This is a genomic window from Streptomyces sp. NPDC052016 (genome assembly GCF_044548445.1).
Lineage (GTDB): Bacteria > Actinomycetota > Actinomycetes > Streptomycetales > Streptomycetaceae > Streptomyces.
This window is the reverse complement of record NZ_JBIUBX010000017.1, coordinates 1-17,320: the sequence shown is the minus strand read 5'-3', so window position 1 is coordinate 17,320 and position 17,320 is coordinate 1. Positions and strand designations below refer to the sequence as shown.

The following is a 17,320-nucleotide window of genomic DNA, read 5'->3' as shown; positions in this document are numbered from 1 at the left end:
TCCCGTCCGGGCGTTCCCATCACCCACCAGTTCACCCTTTCGAGTGATGAGTGTGCGTTCGGTGGCCGGCTACAGCGCGAACCAGCCGCTGGGGACGTACCAGTGGCCGCCGTCGCGCAGGTGGTCCACGACGGCGCGTTCGAGGACGGTCCGGCGCGGCAGCCGGTCCAGGGGTACGTCGGCCGTGCCGAAGACGAAGCGCACGGGGGCCATGTCCTCCGGCTCGTCGGGCACTCGAACGGCACGGAACCGCTTCTGGAAGCGGACGATGTTGGAGTCCTCCGGCAGGTACCGCCTCAGTTGCGGGTCGAGCAGCCAGGAACCGCAGCTGGCCACGGCGTAGGGCTCCTCGGGGTAGTGGCGGGCGAAGAACTCCCGTGCCCGCGCGAGGGAGCGGTCGCAGGCCTCCGACGACAGCGGCCCCATGAAGTCCGGCACGTGCAGGGCGAGGACGGGGTCGTCGGGCCCGAGCGTGAGCCCGGCCGCCGCGGCCGAGTCGCTCGTCCACCGCCCGGCGCGGTCCCGTTGGAACTGCAGCCGGCCCAGTTGGTACAGCTCGCCGTGGAAGTGCAGTGAGAGCCATCGCGGGGACAGCACGCCCCCGGTGCCGTGCCAGCGGCGATACCAGGCGACGCAGCGGCCGAGGTCGGCGAGGGTGCGTCGCGAGACCTCCTCCGGAACGCCCCGCTCACGGTGGTGGGCCCGGACGTGGGGCAGCGCGGCGACGTACACGTACAGCGGGAGGAACCGCGTGAGCGCCTCCGGGGCGCCCGCGAGCTCCGGCAGGGCGGTCGTCCCTCGGATCTGCCCCATCCCCTCCACGAGGTGCTCGACGGCCTGCTCCACGAACCGAAGCGTCTCCGGGTCACCCACGACCCGCCGGCTCAGCCGGACGGGTTCTTCGATGTCCTGGTGCGGTACTCCGAGGTCGACGAGGATCTCGGCCAGCTCGTCACTGTCCGGCAGCACGAATCGGGACTCCTCTTCGGTCGACGGCTCCCATGAAGGAGGGGCTGCCTGGAGAACGTCCGGGACGAGGAGTACGTTTCAGGAAGGAGTGATGACATGCGTACGGGCAGTGAGCCGGTGACAGCGCGCAGTGCGCTGAGGATGCGTCTCTGGCTGAGCGTGTGGGGCCTGGCGTGGGCGGTCTTCGGGACGGTCGCGTTCGCGCTCGCGGGGCGCTTCGGCTGGGCCATGGCCTGCGGTGTGCTGTCGCTGGTGGTCGCCGTCGACCTGACGATGATCCTCAGGCACATCCGGCAGGGGCCGCACTATCAGCCAGGTCGGCAGATTCCGCCGTACCGGCCACCGGATCACGGCCGTCCGTGAGCCCGCCCACGGCCCGCGGCCGCGGACCTCACGAGTCGAAGCGTGCCGCCTTCAGGTACTGCGGGTTGGGGTCCAGGGCGGCCGCCAGGCGGAAGTGTCGCTTGGCCTGGTCGCCGCGGCCCTGCCGTTCGTAGGTGCGGGCGAGCGCGAAGTGCGCGAAGGCGTTGTCCGGCTCCCGCTCCAGGACGATCGCGAACTCCAGCTCGGCGGGCCGCAGTTGCGCGGCGGCGAAGAAGGCGCGGGCGCGCAGCAGTCGGGCGGCGGTGTTCTCGGGGTGTGCGGCGATGACGCCGTCGAGCAGCTTCACCGCGCCCCGCGGGTCCCGTGCGGCGAGCAGCTGCTCCGCGGCACGGAAGTCGATGACGTGCGTCTCCGGAGTACGTCCGGTCGAACCGCTGGTATCGGGCACGGAAAAATCCTTCCCTGGCTGCAAGCGTTCAACGCCCGGAGCGGTGGCCGCTATTCCTGCGACGGTCCGGAGGCCTGTCGCGGCGCGCGCGCCCGGCGTGCGAGGTCGTCCCACACGTCCTTGACGCGCCGTTCCAGGTCCGCCAGCGGTACGTCGTTGTCGATCACGACGTCCGCGATCTCCCGGCGTTTCTCACGGGTCGCCTGCGCGGCCATGCGCGCGCGTGCGTCCTCCTCGGTCATGCCGCGCAGCCGCACGAGCCGGTCCAGCTGGGTCTCGGGCGGGGCGTCGACGACGATCACGACGTCGTAGAGGGGCGCCAGCCCGTTCTCGGCGAGGAGGGGGACGTCGTGGACGACGACGGCGTCCTCGGGGGCGGCGGTCTCCAGTTCGCGTGAGCGGGCACCGACGAGGGGGTGCACGATCGCGTTGAGGACGGCGAGCTTCTCCGCGTCGGCGAAGACGATGGAGCCCAGCTTGGGACGGTCGAGGCTGCCGTCCTCGGCGAGGACGTCCTCGCCGAAGGCGTCGACGACCGCCGCGAGTCCGGGGGTGCCGGGCGCTACGACCTCGCGCGCGATGCGGTCCGCGTCGATCAGCACGGCGCCGCACTCGACGAGCAGCCGGGACACCTCGCTCTTGCCGGCGCCGATCCCGCCGGTCAGGCCCACCTTCAGCATGACGGGAAGCTTAGGGCCTGCCGCCGACACTGCACCCGGCGGGCCCCCGGGCACGCACCCGGGAAGACTTCAGCCCTCTCCTTCGCGCTCGGCCAGGAACTTCTCGAACTCCCGCCCGATCTCGTCCGCCGACGGGATGTCCACCGGCTCGGCGAGCATGTTGCCGCGGGTCTCGGCGCCCGCGGCGGCGTCGTACTGGTGCTCCAGGCCCTGGACGAGAGCGGTGAGCTCCTCGTCGCCCTCCTGGATCTGGCGGTCGATCTCCGTCTGCGTCCGGTGGGCGTCCGTGCGCAGTACGTGCGCGATGCCGGGCAGGACCAGTCCGGTCGCGGCCGTGATGGCCTCCAGGACGGTCAGGGCGGCGTCCGGGTACGGGGAGCGGGCGATGTAGTGCGGGACGTGCGCGGCGACACCGAGGACGTCGTGGCCGGCGTCCATGAGGCGGTACTCGACGAGCGCCTCGGCGCTGCCCGGGACCTGGGCCTCGTCGAAGGGGCTGCGGTGGCCCGGGACGAGGTCGGTGCGGTTGCCGTGCGGGGTGAGGCCGACGGGGCGGGTGTGCGGGACGCCCATGGGGATGCCGTGGAAGTTCACGGACAGGCGCACTCCGAGCCGTTCCACGATCTGCCGCACCGCGGCGGCGAAGCGCTCCCACTCCACGTCCGGCTCGGGTCCCGACAGCAGCAGGAAGGGTGCTCCGGTGGTGTCCTGGACGAGCCGTACCTCGATGGAGGGCTCCTCGTAGTCGGTCCACCGGTCGCGCTTGAACGTCAGCAGCGGGCGACGGGCACGGTAGTCGACCAGGCGGTCGTGGTCGAAGCGGGCGACGACCTGGTGGGGCAGCGTGTCGAGCAGCCGGTCGACGATCTGGTCGCCGGTCTCCCCCGCGTCGATGTATCCGTCGAAGTGGTAGAGCATGACAAGTCCGGCCGACTCCTGGGCGAGCGCCATGTCGACGACGGCCAGCCCCTTCGGCTCCCATGCGTACAAACCCTGCGGATCAAGCACAGTGACCGCTCCTCCTCGTGTTCGTACTGCACAACGTGACACGCGGCACTGACATTCCCGGGCGAGGGCAACTCCCTCAGGAGCGCGGGGAACTGCGCGGCAAGCCCCCGCAGGCCCGCGGCCGACCGCAGGCCTGCTCGGAGCAGCACTGAGGGGCCGCACCTCGAAAGGTACGGCCCCTCAATCAGCCACTAGGCCTCAGCGGCGAGCGATCAGCTCTGGCCGCCGGCCAGCTTCTCGCGCAGCGCGGCAAGCGCCTCGTCCGAGGCCAGCGCGCCGGAGGTGTCGGCGCCCTCGGAGGAGTACGAACCGCCGGTCGCGGCCGGAGCGGCGGCCTCGCCACCCTCGGCGGCGGCAGCGGCGTCGGCCTCGCGGGACTTGATGACCTGCTGCTGGTGCTGCTCGAAGCGGGCCTGCGCCTCGGCGTACTGGCGCTCCCACTCCTCGCGCTGCTTCTCGTAACCCGGCAGCCAGTCGTTGGTCTCCGGGTCGAAGCCCTCGGGGTAGATGTAGTTGCCCTGGTCGTCGTAGGACGCGGCCATGCCGTACAGGGTCGGGTCGAACTCGACCGAGGCCGGGTCGGCACCGAAGGACTCGTTGGCCTGCTTCAGCGAGAGGCTGATGCGACGGCGCTCGAGGTCGATGTCGATGACCTTGACGAAGATCTCGTCGTTGACCTGGACGACCTGCTCCGGGATCTCCACGTGGCGCTCGGCCAGCTCGGAGATGTGGACCAGACCCTCGATGCCCTCGTCCACGCGGACGAACGCACCGAACGGAACCAGCTTCGTGACCTTGCCGGGCACGACCTGGCCGATCTGGTGGGTGCGGGCGAACTGCTGCCACGGGTCTTCCTGGGTCGCCTTCAGCGACAGGGAGACACGCTCGCGGTCCATGTCGACGTCGAGGACCTCGACCGTGACCTCCTGGCCGACCTCGACGACCTCGGAGGGGTGGTCGATGTGCTTCCAGGACAGCTCGGAGACGTGAACCAGACCGTCGACGCCACCCAGGTCCACGAAGGCACCGAAGTTGACGATCGAGGAGACCACACCGGAGCGGACCTGACCCTTCTGCAGGGTCGTGAGGAACGTCTGGCGGACCTCGGACTGGGTCTGCTCCAGCCAGGCACGGCGGGACAGGACCACGTTGTTGCGGTTCTTGTCCAGCTCGATGATCTTCGCCTCGAGCTCCTTGCCCACGTAGGGCTGGAGGTCGCGGACGCGGCGCATCTCGACCAGGGAGGCCGGGAGGAAGCCGCGGAGGCCGATGTCGAGGATGAGACCACCCTTGACGACCTCGATGACGGTACCGGTGACGATGCCGTCCTCTTCCTTGATCTTCTCGATCGTGCCCCAGGCACGCTCGTACTGGGCGCGCTTCTTCGAGAGGATCAGGCGGCCTTCCTTGTCCTCCTTCTGGAGGACCAGGGCCTCGATCTCGTCGCCGACGGCGACGACCTCGTTCGGGTCGACGTCGTGCTTGATCGAGAGCTCGCGGCTCGGGATGACACCTTCGGTCTTGTAACCGATGTCGAGCAGGACCTCGTCCCGGTCGACCTTCACGATGACGCCGTCGACGATGTCGCCGTCGTTGAAGTACTTGATCGTCTCGTCGATCGCTGCGAGGAATGCTTCCTCGTTACCGATGTCGTTGACCGCTACCTGCGGGGTGGTGGCGGTGGTCTCGGTGCTGCTCGTCATGTGGGAAAGGGCTCCGGTACGGACATTGAAGTCGTAGGTACTGCTTACGCCGGGAGCCCGTTTCGCTCTGCAGAAGCCGGACAGCCAAGGAAGCGCCCCACCAGCGAACTGGCGACAGCGCCTCGACAACCGAGGGGACATACAACAGATGCGAGCGCAGCCTGCTACGTCTGAGGTGCGCAGGCCCGCAGCGCAACTTGTAGCATACGGGGGCAGCCGGGCATGGTCAATGCGCGAAGGCGCACACCCGGGGCGGATCGCCGCATTCCCGGCACACAACCTGTCTCCTGAGGCCGAAAAGGCCGCAGGAAATCCCTCCGGCGACACTTCGGTGGCACCGCCGGGCGGGTTGCACGGAAGAGTACGACGAGGGAGCCGATCATCCAAGAGCCCGTATCGCCCCGGCCGGAGTCCGATCCCGCCTTCGAGCCGGAGGCCACCCGACGCGAGTCCGACGTCACGGAGAGCGCCCGCGCCAACCGGGGCTGGTGGGACCGCAACGCGGACGAGTACCAGATCGAGCACGGCACGTTCCTCGGCGACGACCGCTTCGTGTGGTGCCCCGAGGGCCTGGACGAGGTGGAGGCCGAGCTGCTCGGCCCGGCGGAGGAACTGAAGGGCCGGGACGTCCTGGAGATCGGAGCCGGCGCCGCCCAGTGCTCGCGCTGGCTGGCCGCCCAGGGCGCGCACCCGGTCGCCCTGGACCTCTCCCACCGCCAGCTCCAGCACGCCCTGCGCATCGGCGGAACGTTCCCGCTCGTCTGCGCCGACGCCTCCGTGCTGCCCTTCGCGGACGCCTCCTTCGACCTGGCCTGCTCGGCGTACGGGGCGCTGCCCTTCGTCGCGGACCCGGTTCTGGTCCTGAAGGAGGTGCGCCGGGTGCTGCGCCCGGGCGGCCGTTTCGTCTTCTCCGTGACCCACCCGATCCGCTGGGCCTTCCCGGACGAGCCGGGGCCCGAGGGCCTCTCGGTCTCCGCCTCCTACTTCGACCGCACGCCCTACGTCGAGCAGGACGAGGAGGGCCGCGCGGTCTACGTCGAGCACCACCGCACGCTCGGCGACCGGGTGCGCGACGTCGTGGCGGCGGGCTTCCGTCTGGTGGACCTGGTGGAGCCGGAGTGGCCGGACTGGAACACCTCGGAGTGGGGCGGCTGGTCGCCGCTGCGCGGCAGCCTCATCCCGGGAACGGCCATCTTCGTCTGCGAGCGCGACTAGTCGCCGCCGAACCCCCGCATCCTCACGCGCGCGTAAGGATGCGGGGGTTCTCGCCTGCGCGCACGCGCGCGGTTACGCGTTCCTGCGGCGTACGACACTGGGGGGCGTGATCCGCTACGACTCCCTGGACGCGCTGCCCGTGCGGGCCGCCCTGCCCGCTCTGAACGACGCCCTGGACGGGCACGGCACCGCCGTCCTGGCCGCGCCGCCCGGCACCGGCAAGACGACGCTGGTGCCGTTGGCGCTGGCGGGCCTGCTGGGCGAGGGGCCTGTGCGGCGGGTGGTCGTGGCCGAGCCGCGGCGGATCGCGGCGCGGGCGGCGGCCCGGCGGATGGCCTGGCTGCTGGGCGAGAAGGCGGGCGAGAGCGTCGGGTTCACGGTGCGCGGGGAGCGGGTCGTCGGGCGGCACACGCGCGTGGAGGTGGTGACGACCGGTGTGCTGCTGCAACGCCTCCAGCGCGACCAGGAGCTGACCGGCGTCGACGTCGTGGTCCTGGACGAGTGCCATGAGCGGCATCTGGACGCTGACACGGCCGCCGCCTTCCTGTGGGACGTCCGCGAGGCGTTGCGGCCGGAGCTGCGGCTGGTGGCCGCGTCTGCGACGACCGACACGCAGGCCTGGTCACGGCTGCTGGGCGACGCGCCGGTCGTCGAGGCCCACGCCACCGTCTACGACGTCGGGGTCGTCTGGGTGCCGCCGCCGCGTCCGGTGCGGCCGCCGCACGGCATGCGGGTCGATCCGGCGCTGCTGTCGCACGTGGCGTCGGTGGTGCGGCGGGCGCTGGCCGAGCGGTCGGGGGACGTGCTGTGCTTCCTGCCGGGCGTCGGTGAGATCGCGCGGGTCGCGGGACAGCTCGGGGATCCGGGCGGGGTGGACGTGCTCCAGGTGCACGGGCGGGCGGCGGCGGCCGTGCAGGACGCGGTGCTGGCGCCCGGTGAACGGCGCCGGGTGGTCCTGGCGACGTCGGTGGCCGAGTCGTCGCTGACGGTGCCCGGGGTGCGGGTGGTCGTGGACTCGGGGCTCGCGCGGGAGCCCCGGGTGGACCACGCGCGCGGGCTGAGCGCGCTGACGACCGTGCGGGCCTCTCAGGCGGCCACGCGGCAGCGGGCCGGACGGGCCGGGCGTGAGGCGCCCGGCGTGGTGTACCGGTGCTGGGCGGAGGCAGAGGACGCCCGCCTCCCGCGTTTCCCGTCCCCGGAGATCAAGGTGGCCGACCTCACGGCGTTCGCCCTGCAGGCGGCGTGCTGGGGCGACCCCGACGCCTCCGGGCTGGCGTTGCTGGACCCGCCGCCGGGCGGGGCGATGGCGGCGGCGAGGAGCCTGCTCGCGGCGATCGGCGCGGTGGATTCCGCCGGCCGGGCCACGGAACGGGGTGTGCGGCTGGCGCGGCTGGGGTTGCACCCCCGGCTGGGGCGGGCGCTGCTCGACGGGGCGTCTTTGGTGGGTGCGGAGCGGGCCGCCGAGGTCGTCGCTCTGCTGAGCGAGGAGGCTCCGCGGGAGTACGGGGACGACCTGGCGGGCGCCTTGCGGAGTGCTCGGCGTGGCGGCGACGCCTATGCGGGGCGGTGGCGGTCGGAGGTGCGGCGGCTGCGGGCCGTCGCGGCGGAGTTCCCCCCGCCGCCCGCCCATGGCACTCCTCCGCCGGAAGTGCGCACCGAGGACGGTCGCGTCGGCCTCGTCGCCGCCCTCGCCTTCCCCGAGCGCCTCGCCAGGGCCGACGGCGGCTCCGCGCTCATGGTCTCCGGTACCCGCGCCGAACTCCGGGAGGGCTCCGGCCTGCGCGGCGCCCCGTGGATCGCCGTGGCCGTGGCGGACCGTCCCGTGGGCAAGGGGCACGCGCGTGTGCAGCTCGCGGCGGTCGTCGACGAGGAGGTCGCCCGCCTCGCGGCCGCCCCGCTGCTCGACGAGCGGGACGAGGTCCACTGGTCCGACGGCGACGTGGTCGCCCGGCGCGTCGAACGGCTCGGTGCGGTGGAGCTGGGGGTTCGGCCCCTCAGGGACGCCGACCCCGCGCTCGTACGCCGGGCCGTCCTGGAGGGGCTGCGGCAGGAGGGGCTGGCACTGCTGCGGTGGTCGTCGGAGGCTGAGGTGCTGCGGCAGCGGCTGGCGTTCCTGCGGCTGCACGTCGGGGAGCCGTGGCCCGACGTGTCCGACGCGTCGCTCCACGCGCGCGTGGAGGACTGGCTGGAGCCGGAGCTCGGCCGGGCCCGGCGGCGTGCCGATCTCGCGCGGATCGACGCCGGGCAGGCGCTCGCCCGACTGCTGCCCTGGGCCTCGGGTGAGGCGGCCCGGCTGGACGAGCTGGCGCCGGAGCGGATCACGGTACCGAGTGGGTCCGGGGTCCGGATCGACTACGCCGACCCCGAGCAGCCCGTGCTCGCGGTGAAGCTGCAGGAGATGTTCGGGCTGCAGGAGTCGCCGCGGATCGCGGGTGTGCCGCTGCTCGTGCACCTGCTCTCCCCCGCCGGGCGGCCCGCGGCCGTCACCTCCGACCTCGCCTCCTTCTGGCGGGACGGCTACAAGGGCGTGCGGGCGGAGCTGCGCGGCCGCTATCCGAAGCATCCGTGGCCGGAGGACCCGGCCGGCGCGGTGCCGACCCGGCACACCAACGCGCGGCTCAGGCGGTGACCGGCTCCGGTGCGGCGGGCTCGGCGGGCGAGGGCTCGTCCGGGCGGCGGCCGCGCGCCTCGAGGCAGAGGGACAGGGCCAGCAGGAGGGCGCCGAGGAGCAGGAAGCCCCAGGGGAGGTGGGACGTCATGAGCAGGACCAGGGTGCGGTTGGACCTGACCAGGTCGACGGTGTGCTCGAGGTAGTCCTCGCGCATCTTGACGTGCCCGGCGAACGCCGTCACCTTGTCGCGGTCGCCGAGCAGGGTTCCGCCGCGGAGTTCCTCCTTGTGGATCTCCTCGCCGTACACGGGTGCTCCGGTGAGGGGTTCGACCCAGAACTTCCGGACGGTGGTGTACCACCGGGTGGTGCCGGTCGCGGCGACGGTCTCCGGGGTGATGCCGGCGACCGGCATGGTCCTGGGCATGGGGACCTCGGTCCAGGGGATGGTCTGCTCGAAGTAGTAGACCTCCAGGCCGTGGAAGTCGCGGGCGCCCTTGTAGTGGATGGGGGCGGTGACGCGGGCCTGGGCGTCGAAGTACTCGTAGTCCCGCTTCTCCGTCAGGAACGGCCACTTGAACTCCAGGCCCTCCCGGCGCACCGGGTCGCCGTCGACCATCTCGCCGGTGGCGTGCACGGGTTCCTGGGTGTGGGCGTCGAAGATGTAGCGCTCGGGGACCCGGGAGACCATCCTGCCGTCGGGGCCCTGGACGTAGGACAGGCCGTCCCAGACGACGACGTCCCGGCCGGCCGTCTTCTCGATCTCCTCGGAGGCCTCCACGTTGCCCTTGAGGGTCTGCACGATGGTGACCTCGGGGACCGTGCGGGCGGTCATCGTGCCGTAGTCGAGGAGGGTGGCGTTCTTCGCCTCCAGGACCATGCTCTGGTACGCGTTCGCCGGAACCTTGGCCAGGCGGGGGAAGGCGTACCAGCGCAGCAGCGGGGACAGTGCCGCGAAGAACACGGCGAGGGCGAGCAGGATCAGGCTGGCCTTGCGGCGCATCTCGGCCTCCCCTCCCGGGTGGTCACGGGTGTGCGGGCACGGTCGTCAGCAGCGGTTCCGGGGAGGTCCGGCCCGTCGGGGTGCCCACGGCGGTGAGCGTGAGGACGAGGGCGATCGCGACGGCGAGGCCGGTCGCGGCGGCGATCAGGGCGCGCATACGGGCCTCCCGGCGCGGGGCGGTGACCACAGGAACTGATGGTTCGTCAGGTCGGGGCACCGTAGCAACGGGCGGGCGAGATGAGAACACGTCGCACACGACGACGGCGCCCCGCTCGGGTGGAGGGGGCGCCGCCGTCGTACGGAGAGGGTTACGAGCCGGTCGTCGCCGACTCCGACGGGCTCGCGGACGGGCTCCCGGAGGCGCTCTCCGAGGGGCTCGGCGAGGACGACGGGGCGGCGGTGACGGTCAGTTCGACCGTGAGGGTGGCTCCGCCCGTGGTGGTGATGCGCAGCAGGAACGTGCCGGTGGTGTCGTCGGCGTAGAGCTTCGGCAGCTTCAGCAGGCCGTCGGCGCCGGTCTGCAGGTCCGTCAGGGCGCGGACGGGGTTGCCGGCGGCGTCCTTGAAGTAGGGGCCCTTGTCGATCGCGGTCGCGTCGTCGGCCGACTTCACCAGGGTGGCGGTGGCCGCCACCCTGCCGGCCGCGGCGCCCTTGTACGTTGCCTTGACCTCGACCTGCTCGGCGAACTCCCCGCCCGCGGTGCAGGTCAGGGCGGTGCTGCTGGTCCGGGCGAGGGCGTCGGCGGCGCGGGCCGTGACGGTGGCCGTGTAGTCCAGGGCGGAGATCAGGCGGCCCACGACCGTGGCACGCACGGTGAAGGCTCCGGTCTTCTCGCCCGCTTGGAGGGCAGGTGCGGTGGCCACGCCCTTGCTGTCGGTGATGATCGTGGCGAAGCGCTCGCCGCCCGTGAAGGTGGCGTCGGTGTCGCCGACGATGGTGAAGCGGACCCTGACCTTGCCGACGGCCTTTCCGGCCTCGGTCTCGGTCCGCGCGCTGATCCGCTGCGTGAACGCGTCGCCCGCCATGGCGGTGAGCTTGCCCGTGCCCGCGTCCTCGATGTGGTGGACCGTGTCGGTCGGCGTCGGGGCCGGAGTGGTGGGTGTCGTGGGCGTGGTCGGCGTGGTCGGCTTGGTCGGCTTGGTGGGCGTCGTCGGCTTGGTAGGCGTGGGGCTCGGCGAGGGCTTCGCCGGCGGCGTGGAGGGCGTGGGCGACGTGGACGGGGAGGTGGTCGCCCCTCCGTCGTTGTCGTCGCTGCGGTTGGACGGCAGGCTGCCGGTGCCGTCGGGGATCTCGTGGGTGCCCTTGCGGTAGTACTCCAGCCACGAGCGGACCGTGTTGAAGTACTCCGTGGAGTTGTTGTAGCTGAGGATCGCGCTGCGCAGCCCGGAGGCGGTCGACATGTCCCAGCTGTAGCGGCACAGGTAGTGACCGGCGGCGAGGGCCGCGTCGTAGATGTTGTTGGGGTCCTTCTTGCCGTCGCCGTTGCCGTCGCGGCCCGCCCACGCCCAGGTGGACGGGATGAACTGCATGGGGCCCACGGCGCGGTCGTAGGTGGTGTCACCGTCGTAGGCGCCGTTGTCGGTGTCGCTGATGTTGGCGAAGCCGTTGCCGTTGAGGACCGGGCCGAGGATCGGCGAGTAGGTGGTGCCGTCGGCGGACACGCGGCCGCCCCGGGCCTGCCCCGACTCGACCTTGCCGATGGCGGCGAGGAGTTCCCACGGCAGGTTGCAGCCGGGCTTGGCGTCGGCGAGGGCCGCCGCGGCCTTCTTGTAGGCGTCCAGCACGGTCGCCGGGATGCCGGCCTCCGTGTCACCGGTGGCGGCCGGGGTGGTGCCGGCGCTCTGGCTCGGCGAGGGGCTGGGGCTGTTCAGCGGCGGCAGGTCCGTGTAGTAGGGCGAGTTGCCGGTGGCGCTGTCCTCGACGCCCGTGTCGGCGGACGGGGAGTCGGCGGCGGTCCGTCCGCCGGCCTGGCCGCCGGCCGTGACGTCGGGTGCCTGGGACGCGGCCAGGGCCGCGACGGCCACCGCGGCCACGGTGGTGTTGACCGCTCCCTTGCGCAGCCTCCTGCCGAAATGCGCCGACATGAAGTGAACCCCTCCCGTGGACACCCGAGCGCCCGTCTCCGTCTGTCTCTCTCGCCCTGCAGGACGACCAGCCTCACTCGCCCTGTTGGGACGATCATCCCGCCCCGTGGGTTGCGCTCCCGGGCGGTTTGCGCTGTTCTGTTCGCTTGTTCGACCGCGCCCGCGGGCACGGCGATCCACAGGACCCTACGACAACTTGGTTTGCACCGGCACCCGTTCGAACCCGGTATTCACCTGCCGGTCACCTCGTCCGGCCTGTCGGTGGCCTCCCGCATACTGGTCGCGTCGTCGAAGATCCGGCCGGCCCGTCCGGCAACGTCCGCCCCGGGGAGCCCAGTTGCCGTTCACCCTGAGTCACGCCGCGGCCGTGCTGCCCGCCGTCCGCGCGGACGGCTCCGGCCGCGGACGGCTCGTCCCCGCCTTCCTGGTGGCGGGTTCCTTCGCGCCCGACCTGACCTACTACGCGGCGAGCGTCGCCTCCGAGGCCATGGCCTTCGGCGACGTCACCCACTCCTTCACCGGCGTCCTCACCGTCGACGTGCTCGTCACCTGGGCGCTGGTGGGCCTGTGGCTGCTGGTCCGCGAACCGCTCGTGGCGCTCCTGCCGCGCTCCCGTCAGGGCCGTGCGGCCACCCTGACGCGCTGCGGATCCCCCCGCGCGCGTGTCCGGCCGTCCACGCTGCTGTGGTGGTACGTGTCGGCGGTGCTCGGCTCGCTGACCCACGTGGTGTGGGACGCCTTCACCCACCTCGACCGGTGGGGCATGCGACTGTTCCCGGTGCTCGGCGAGAACATCGCGGGCTCACCGCTGTACTGGTACCTGCAGTACGGCGGTTCGGCCGTCGCCGCGCTCGTGATCGCCCTCTTCGTGGCGCACGCGCTGCGCCGAACGCCCGCCGCCGACCCGGTCGGAGTCCCCCTGCTGTCCGTTCGGGACCGGTGGTGCGCCGGAGCCGTGATCGGCGGCTGTGCGCTGGTCGCGGCGGTGCAGCGGGCGACCCGGTGGTGGGAGTACTGGGGTTCCCGGGCAAAGCCGTACGAACTGATCCCCACGCTGTGCTTCGGCGCCGGCGCCGGGCTGGTGCTGGGGCTGCTTCTCTACGCCGTGGGCGTGCGCGTGAGCCGCCCGGCGGCCCGGGAGACCGTCCGGCGACCGGACGAGGTCAGCGTTCGCTGAACGGCTCGCCTCCCGGCGTCATACTCGCGACGAAGACGGTCATACGGCGGCCCGCCCGCGGTCTGCGGAGCCGGCCGAGCCCGTCGAGAGCGAGGGCCAGGTAGCCCCGCGCGACCTCCGCCCGGGCGATCGGGGCGAGCCGCCCGAGGCGTGCGGCGGCCTCCCGGAGGGCCGTGCGGGCAGTCCGGGGGACACGGGGAGTGGCGGCGCCGCGCGAGAAGGCGGGGAGCGGTCGCCCCAAGGGCGTCGCGTCGGGGTTGACCTGCTGTTCGGCGGTCGCCGTGGCGTGAACGCGTGCGGGTGCCGTCCGGCGGTGGAGCATGCGTATACCCATGGCGGCATCTTGGCGGGCGGACGTGGCGGGGGCGTTCCGACAAGGGCCACGTGGGTGAGGTCCCTTCGGGGCACACGACGGCCCCCTGACCCTGGCGGAGCACGCGGACACCGCCTCACCACGGCCCCCTGCCCCGCCGGGGGACGCGGCGAGAACACACGGATGGACCCTGCGCCGATTCACCCGCCCGTGGACCGGCCCCGCCGTCCACGGGCGACAGCGGGCCGACCGGTACCCGGGCCGAGCGACCCACCGACCGCGAACCGGCCCCGACCGCTGCCCGCGACGACGCCGCGAGCAGCAGCCGGCCCGACGCACCCTCCCCCGTACGCACCAGCCGCCCTCGGGCAGGACCCACCGGATCCCGCCCGCCGGAGGCTAGTGCGCTGCCGACTCCCAGTCCGCGCCCGAGCCCACCGACACGTCCAGGGGCGCCCTGAGGTGGACGGCGGTGGACATCTCGCGGCGCACGAGTTCCTCGGCCGTCGCGCGCTCGCCGGGGGCGATCTCCAGGACGACTTCGTCGTGGACCTGGAGCAGCATGCGGGACTTCAGGCCGGCCTCCCGCAGCGCGCTGTCCACCTTGAGCATGGCGATCTTGACGATGTCGGCCGCCGTGCCCTGGATGGGCGCGTTGAGGGCCATGCGCTCGGCCGCCTCGCGGCGCTGGCGGTTGTCGCTGTTGAGGTCGGGCAGGTAGCGGCGGCGCCCGAAGAGCGTCGCCGTGTAGCCGGTCGCCCGGGCCTCGTCGACCGCTCGGCGCAGGTAGTCCCGTACGCCGCCGAAGCGCTCGAAGTAGGCGTCCATCAGGGCGCGGGCCTCCGCCGCCTCGATGTTCAGCTGCTGGGAGAGGCCGAACGCCGACAGACCGTACGCCAGGCCGTACGACATCGCCTTGATCTTGCGGCGCATCTCCGCGTCCACGGCGGTGGGCTCGACGCCGAAGACCTGCGAGGCGGCCGTGGTGTGCAGGTCCTCTCCGGAGGTGAACGCCTCGATGAGGCCCTCGTCCTCGGAGAGATGGGCCATGACCCGCAGCTCGATCTGGCTGTAGTCGGCGGTCATCAGGGACTCGAAGCCCTCACCGACGACGAAGCCGCGGCGGATGGCCCGTCCCTCGTCCGTGCGGACGGGGATGTTCTGCAGGTTCGGGTCGGTGGAGGACAGGCGGCCGGTGGCGGCGACGGTCTGGTTGAACGTCGTGTGGATGCGGCCGTCCGCGGCGATCGTCTTGATCAGGCCCTCGACGGTGACGCGCAGCTTCGCCTGTTCGCGGTGGCGGAGCATGATGACCGGCAGCTCGTTGTCCGTCTGGGTGGCGAGCCAGGCCAGGGCGTCGGCGTCCGTCGTGTAGCCCGTCTTCGTCTTCTTCGTCTTGGGCAGGCCCAGCTCGCCGAAGAGGACTTCCTGGAGCTGCTTGGGGGAGCCCAGGTTGAACTCGTGCCCGGCCGCCGCGTGCGCCTCCTTCACGGCCTGCTGGACGGCACCCGCGAACATCTGCTCCATGGCCTGCAGGTGGGCCCGGTCGGCGGCGATGCCGTGCCGCTCCATGCGGGCGAGGAGGGCGGAGGTGGGCAGCTCCATGTCGCGCAGCAGGTCCGAGGCGCCGACCTCCTCCAGGCGGCCCCGGAACGCCTCGCCCAGGTCGAGGATCGCGCGGGCCTGCACCATCAGCGCCTCGGCCTCGGCACCGTCGTCGGCGCCGAAGGCGAGCTGCCCGTCGGCCGCGGCGGCGGGGGCCAGCTCCCGGTGCAGGTACTCCATGGACAGCGCGTCCAGGTCGAAGGAGCGTCGGCCCGGCTTGACCAGGTAGGCGGCGAGAGCGGTGTCCATGGAGACGCCGGCGATGCTCCAGCCGTGCTCGGCGAAGACACGCATGGCGCCCTTGGCGTCGTGCAGGATCTTGGGACGGTCCTCGGCGGCCAGCCAGGCCGCCCACGCGTTCTCGTCGGCCTCGTCCAGCTCCGAGGGGTCGAACCAGGCAGCCGCTCCGCCGGCCGCGGCGAGCGCGACCTCGGCGACCGAGCCGGTGCCCAGCGCCCAGGTGTCGACGGTGGCGACACCGAGTGTCTCCGTGCCGTGTTCGGCGAGCCAGCCGGCCAGCTCGCCCGTGCCCAGCACGGAGCCGTCCACGGCCACACCCCCGGTGACCACCGGGGTGGTCTCGGCCTCCGCGCCGCCCGGATCGACGGCGAGGAGCCGCTCGCGCAGCGAGGGGTTGCGGATCTCCAGGGTGTCCAGGACCATCGCGACGGCCTTGCGGTCGTACGGCGCCCGCTCGAGGTCGGCGACCCCCTTGGGCAGCTCCACGTTCCGCTCCAGCTCGGTGAGGCGGCGGTTGAGCTTGACGGCCTCCAGGTGGTCGCGCAGGTTCTGCCCGGCCTTGCCCTTGACCTCCTCGACCCGCTCGACCAGCTCCGCGAACGAACCGAACTGGTTGATCCACTTCGCGGCCGTCTTCTCCCCCACACCGGGGATGCCCGGCAGGTTGTCGGACGGGTCACCGCGCAGGGCCGCGAAGTCGGGGTACTGGGAGGGCGTCAACCCGTACTTCTCGACGACCTTCTCCGGGGTGAAGCGGGTCAGCTCGGAGACGCCCTTCGTCGGGTACAGCACGGTGGTGTGCTCGCTCACGAGCTGGAAGGAGTCACGGTCGCCGGTGACGATCAGCACTTCGAAACCCTCGGCCTCGGCCTGGGTGGCGAGCGTGGCGATCACGTCGTCGGCCTCGAAGCCGTCGACCGCGAACCGCGAGACGTGCATCGCGTCGAGCAGCTCCCCGATCAGCTCGACCTGCCCCTTGAACTCGTCCGGGGTCTTCGAACGGTTCGCCTTGTACTCCGTGAACTCCTCGGACCGCCAGGTCTTGCGGGAGACGTCGAAGGCGACCGCGAAGTGCGTGGGCGCCTCGTCACGCAGGGTGTTGGCCAGCATCGACGCGAAGCCGTAGATCGCGTTCGTCGGCTGGCCCGTCGCGGTCGTGAAGTTCTCCGCGGGCAGCGCGAAGAACGCGCGGTAGGCCAGCGAGTGCCCGTCCATGAGCATCAGACGGGGCCGCTCGCCGCCGGAGGTCTTCTCGGTCTTCTTCGATGCTGTCTCTGCCACGCCCCCGATCCTGCCACGCCCCACTGACACTCCGACCCACCCCCGCTCCGCCCCCACCCCCGGCCGGCCAACCCCTGACGCGGGAGCGCCCCCCGAACCCACCCGCACCCGCCATCGCACCGGATCGGGTCATGGCCCTACGGCGCAGCCGAAACGCTCCCGCACCCGCCCGGCGACCGGAACAGGCCATGGCACCGCGCCGCAGCCCAAACCCTCCCGCACCCGCCCGGCGACCGGAACGGTCATGGCACCGCGCCGCAGCCCAAACCCTCCCGCACCCGCCCGGCGACCGGAACGGTCATGGCACCGCGCCGCAGCCCGAACCCACCCGCACCCGCCATCGCACCGGATCGGGTCATGGCGTCGGCGCGCAGCCAGGACGCTCCCGCAGCCGCCCGCGGCGGGGAGTGGGTCGTGGCGGTGCGGCGCAGCCCGTCGCGTAGCGCTGCACGGCCAAGGGCCACCAATTCCAGCAAGCGGCCGTACGCCCAACCGGCGACGGGCTCGCCGCACCGCCACGACCCCGACCCACCCACACCCCGGCACGCGACGGCACACCCTCGGCCGGCACCTGAACCCGCACCCCAACCCCAACCCCCCCCCCCCCCCCCACCCCCCCCCCACCCCCCCCCACCCCCCCCCCCCCCCCCCCCCCCCCCCCC

At 72.4% G+C, this 17,320-nt stretch carries 14 protein-coding genes; 4 read left to right on the top strand and 10 right to left on the bottom strand.

Features of this window, described 5'->3' with window-relative positions; genetic code table 11:
• Window positions 1–69 precede the first annotated feature (69 nt).
• The gene (locus ACIHAR_RS21650) at window positions 70–969 is read right to left on the bottom strand and encodes an acyltransferase domain-containing protein (RefSeq protein ID WP_400021113.1); all 900 of its coding nucleotides are present in this window, start codon (window positions 967–969) and stop codon (window positions 70–72) included.
• Window positions 970–1,065: 96 nt separating this feature from the next.
• On the opposite strand from ACIHAR_RS21650, the gene ACIHAR_RS21645 reads away from it, so the two are divergent.
• Window positions 1,066–1,332: a DUF6343 family protein gene (locus ACIHAR_RS21645; protein WP_365473454.1), complete on the top strand. Its 267-nt coding sequence runs from the start codon at window positions 1,066–1,068 to the stop codon at window positions 1,330–1,332.
• A gap of 28 nt (window positions 1,333–1,360) precedes the next feature.
• Here ACIHAR_RS21645 and ACIHAR_RS21640 read toward each other — a convergent pair whose 3' ends face one another.
• The 4 genes from ACIHAR_RS21640 to rpsA all read right to left on the bottom strand — a co-directional run bounded on the left by ACIHAR_RS21640 (window position 1,361) and on the right by rpsA (window position 5,132).
• Entirely contained in the window at window positions 1,361–1,741 is a 381-nt protein-coding gene (locus ACIHAR_RS21640) for a tetratricopeptide repeat protein (protein ID WP_365473451.1), read from the bottom strand.
• A gap of 50 nt (window positions 1,742–1,791) precedes the next feature.
• Window positions 1,792–2,421: a dephospho-CoA kinase gene (gene coaE / locus ACIHAR_RS21635; protein ID WP_400021110.1), complete on the bottom strand. Its 630-nt coding sequence runs from the start codon at window positions 2,419–2,421 to the stop codon at window positions 1,792–1,794.
• Between the two features lie 69 nt (window positions 2,422–2,490).
• On the bottom strand, window positions 2,491–3,429 hold the full coding sequence (locus tag ACIHAR_RS21630) for a PAC2 family protein (RefSeq protein ID WP_365473445.1): 939 nt from the start codon (window positions 3,427–3,429) through the stop codon (window positions 2,491–2,493).
• A 212-nt stretch (window positions 3,430–3,641) separates the two neighbouring features.
• A complete protein-coding gene (gene rpsA / locus ACIHAR_RS21625) occupies window positions 3,642–5,132 on the bottom strand; it encodes a 30S ribosomal protein S1 (protein ID WP_023551529.1) in 1,491 nt (496 codons plus the stop codon).
• Between the two features lie 378 nt (window positions 5,133–5,510).
• On the opposite strand from rpsA, the gene ACIHAR_RS21620 reads away from it, so the two are divergent.
• Both ACIHAR_RS21620 and hrpB read left to right on the top strand, forming a co-directional pair.
• Complete coding sequence (locus ACIHAR_RS21620) at window positions 5,511–6,347, top strand: class I SAM-dependent methyltransferase (protein WP_365473143.1); 837 nt, start codon at window positions 5,511–5,513, stop codon at window positions 6,345–6,347.
• A 106-nt stretch (window positions 6,348–6,453) separates the two neighbouring features.
• Window positions 6,454–8,976, top strand: coding sequence for an ATP-dependent helicase HrpB (gene hrpB / locus ACIHAR_RS21615; protein WP_400021108.1), 2,523 nt, complete (start codon window positions 6,454–6,456; stop codon window positions 8,974–8,976).
• Here the strand turns inward: hrpB and ACIHAR_RS21610 are convergent.
• The 3 genes from ACIHAR_RS21610 to ACIHAR_RS21600 form a co-directional block, all read right to left on the bottom strand.
• Complete coding sequence (locus tag ACIHAR_RS21610; protein WP_365473134.1) at window positions 8,966–9,958, bottom strand: DUF3068 domain-containing protein; 993 nt, start codon at window positions 9,956–9,958, stop codon at window positions 8,966–8,968. The genes hrpB and ACIHAR_RS21610 overlap by 11 nt on opposite strands.
• 22 nt (window positions 9,959–9,980) lie before the next feature.
• Window positions 9,981–10,115 (bottom strand): SPW_0924 family protein, encoded by a 135-nt coding sequence (locus ACIHAR_RS21605; protein ID WP_365473088.1) that lies wholly within the window; start codon window positions 10,113–10,115, stop codon window positions 9,981–9,983.
• A 151-nt stretch (window positions 10,116–10,266) separates the two neighbouring features.
• A complete protein-coding gene (locus ACIHAR_RS21600; RefSeq protein WP_400021105.1) occupies window positions 10,267–12,042 on the bottom strand; it encodes a lytic transglycosylase domain-containing protein in 1,776 nt (591 codons plus the stop codon).
• A gap of 337 nt (window positions 12,043–12,379) precedes the next feature.
• Between ACIHAR_RS21600 and ACIHAR_RS21595 the strand changes: the two genes are divergently transcribed.
• The gene (locus ACIHAR_RS21595; RefSeq protein WP_400021103.1) at window positions 12,380–13,219 is read left to right on the top strand and encodes a DUF4184 family protein; all 840 of its coding nucleotides are present in this window, start codon (window positions 12,380–12,382) and stop codon (window positions 13,217–13,219) included.
• Here ACIHAR_RS21595 and ACIHAR_RS21590 read toward each other — a convergent pair.
• Both ACIHAR_RS21590 and polA read right to left on the bottom strand, forming a co-directional pair.
• The gene (locus tag ACIHAR_RS21590; protein ID WP_400021101.1) at window positions 13,206–13,553 is read right to left on the bottom strand and encodes a hypothetical protein; all 348 of its coding nucleotides are present in this window, start codon (window positions 13,551–13,553) and stop codon (window positions 13,206–13,208) included. The genes ACIHAR_RS21595 and ACIHAR_RS21590 overlap by 14 nt on opposite strands.
• A gap of 378 nt (window positions 13,554–13,931) precedes the next feature.
• Window positions 13,932–16,658 carry a DNA polymerase I gene (polA, locus tag ACIHAR_RS21585; protein WP_400021098.1) on the bottom strand — a complete coding sequence of 909 codons (2,727 nt, stop codon included), beginning with the start codon at window positions 16,656–16,658 and terminating at the stop codon, window positions 13,932–13,934.
• Window positions 16,659–17,320 lie beyond the last annotated feature (662 nt).

What these genes read in the sequence shown, in the direction of transcription:
- ACIHAR_RS21645 (WP_365473454.1), top strand. Translation starts at nt 1,066, where the DNA reads ATGCGTACGGGCAGTGAGCCGGTGACAGCGCGCAGTGCGCTGAGGATG.
- coaE (WP_400021110.1), bottom strand. Translation starts at nt 2,421, where the DNA reads ATGCTGAAGGTGGGCCTGACCGGCGGGATCGGCGCCGGCAAGAGCGAG.
- rpsA (WP_023551529.1), bottom strand. Translation starts at nt 5,132, where the DNA reads ATGACGAGCAGCACCGAGACCACCGCCACCACCCCGCAGGTAGCGGTC.
- ACIHAR_RS21610 (WP_365473134.1), bottom strand. Translation starts at nt 9,958, where the DNA reads ATGCGCCGCAAGGCCAGCCTGATCCTGCTCGCCCTCGCCGTGTTCTTC.
- ACIHAR_RS21605 (WP_365473088.1), bottom strand. Translation starts at nt 10,115, where the DNA reads ATGCGCGCCCTGATCGCCGCCGCGACCGGCCTCGCCGTCGCGATCGCC.
- ACIHAR_RS21600 (WP_400021105.1), bottom strand. Translation starts at nt 12,042, where the DNA reads ATGTCGGCGCATTTCGGCAGGAGGCTGCGCAAGGGAGCGGTCAACACC.
- ACIHAR_RS21590 (WP_400021101.1), bottom strand. Translation starts at nt 13,553, where the DNA reads ATGGGTATACGCATGCTCCACCGCCGGACGGCACCCGCACGCGTTCAC.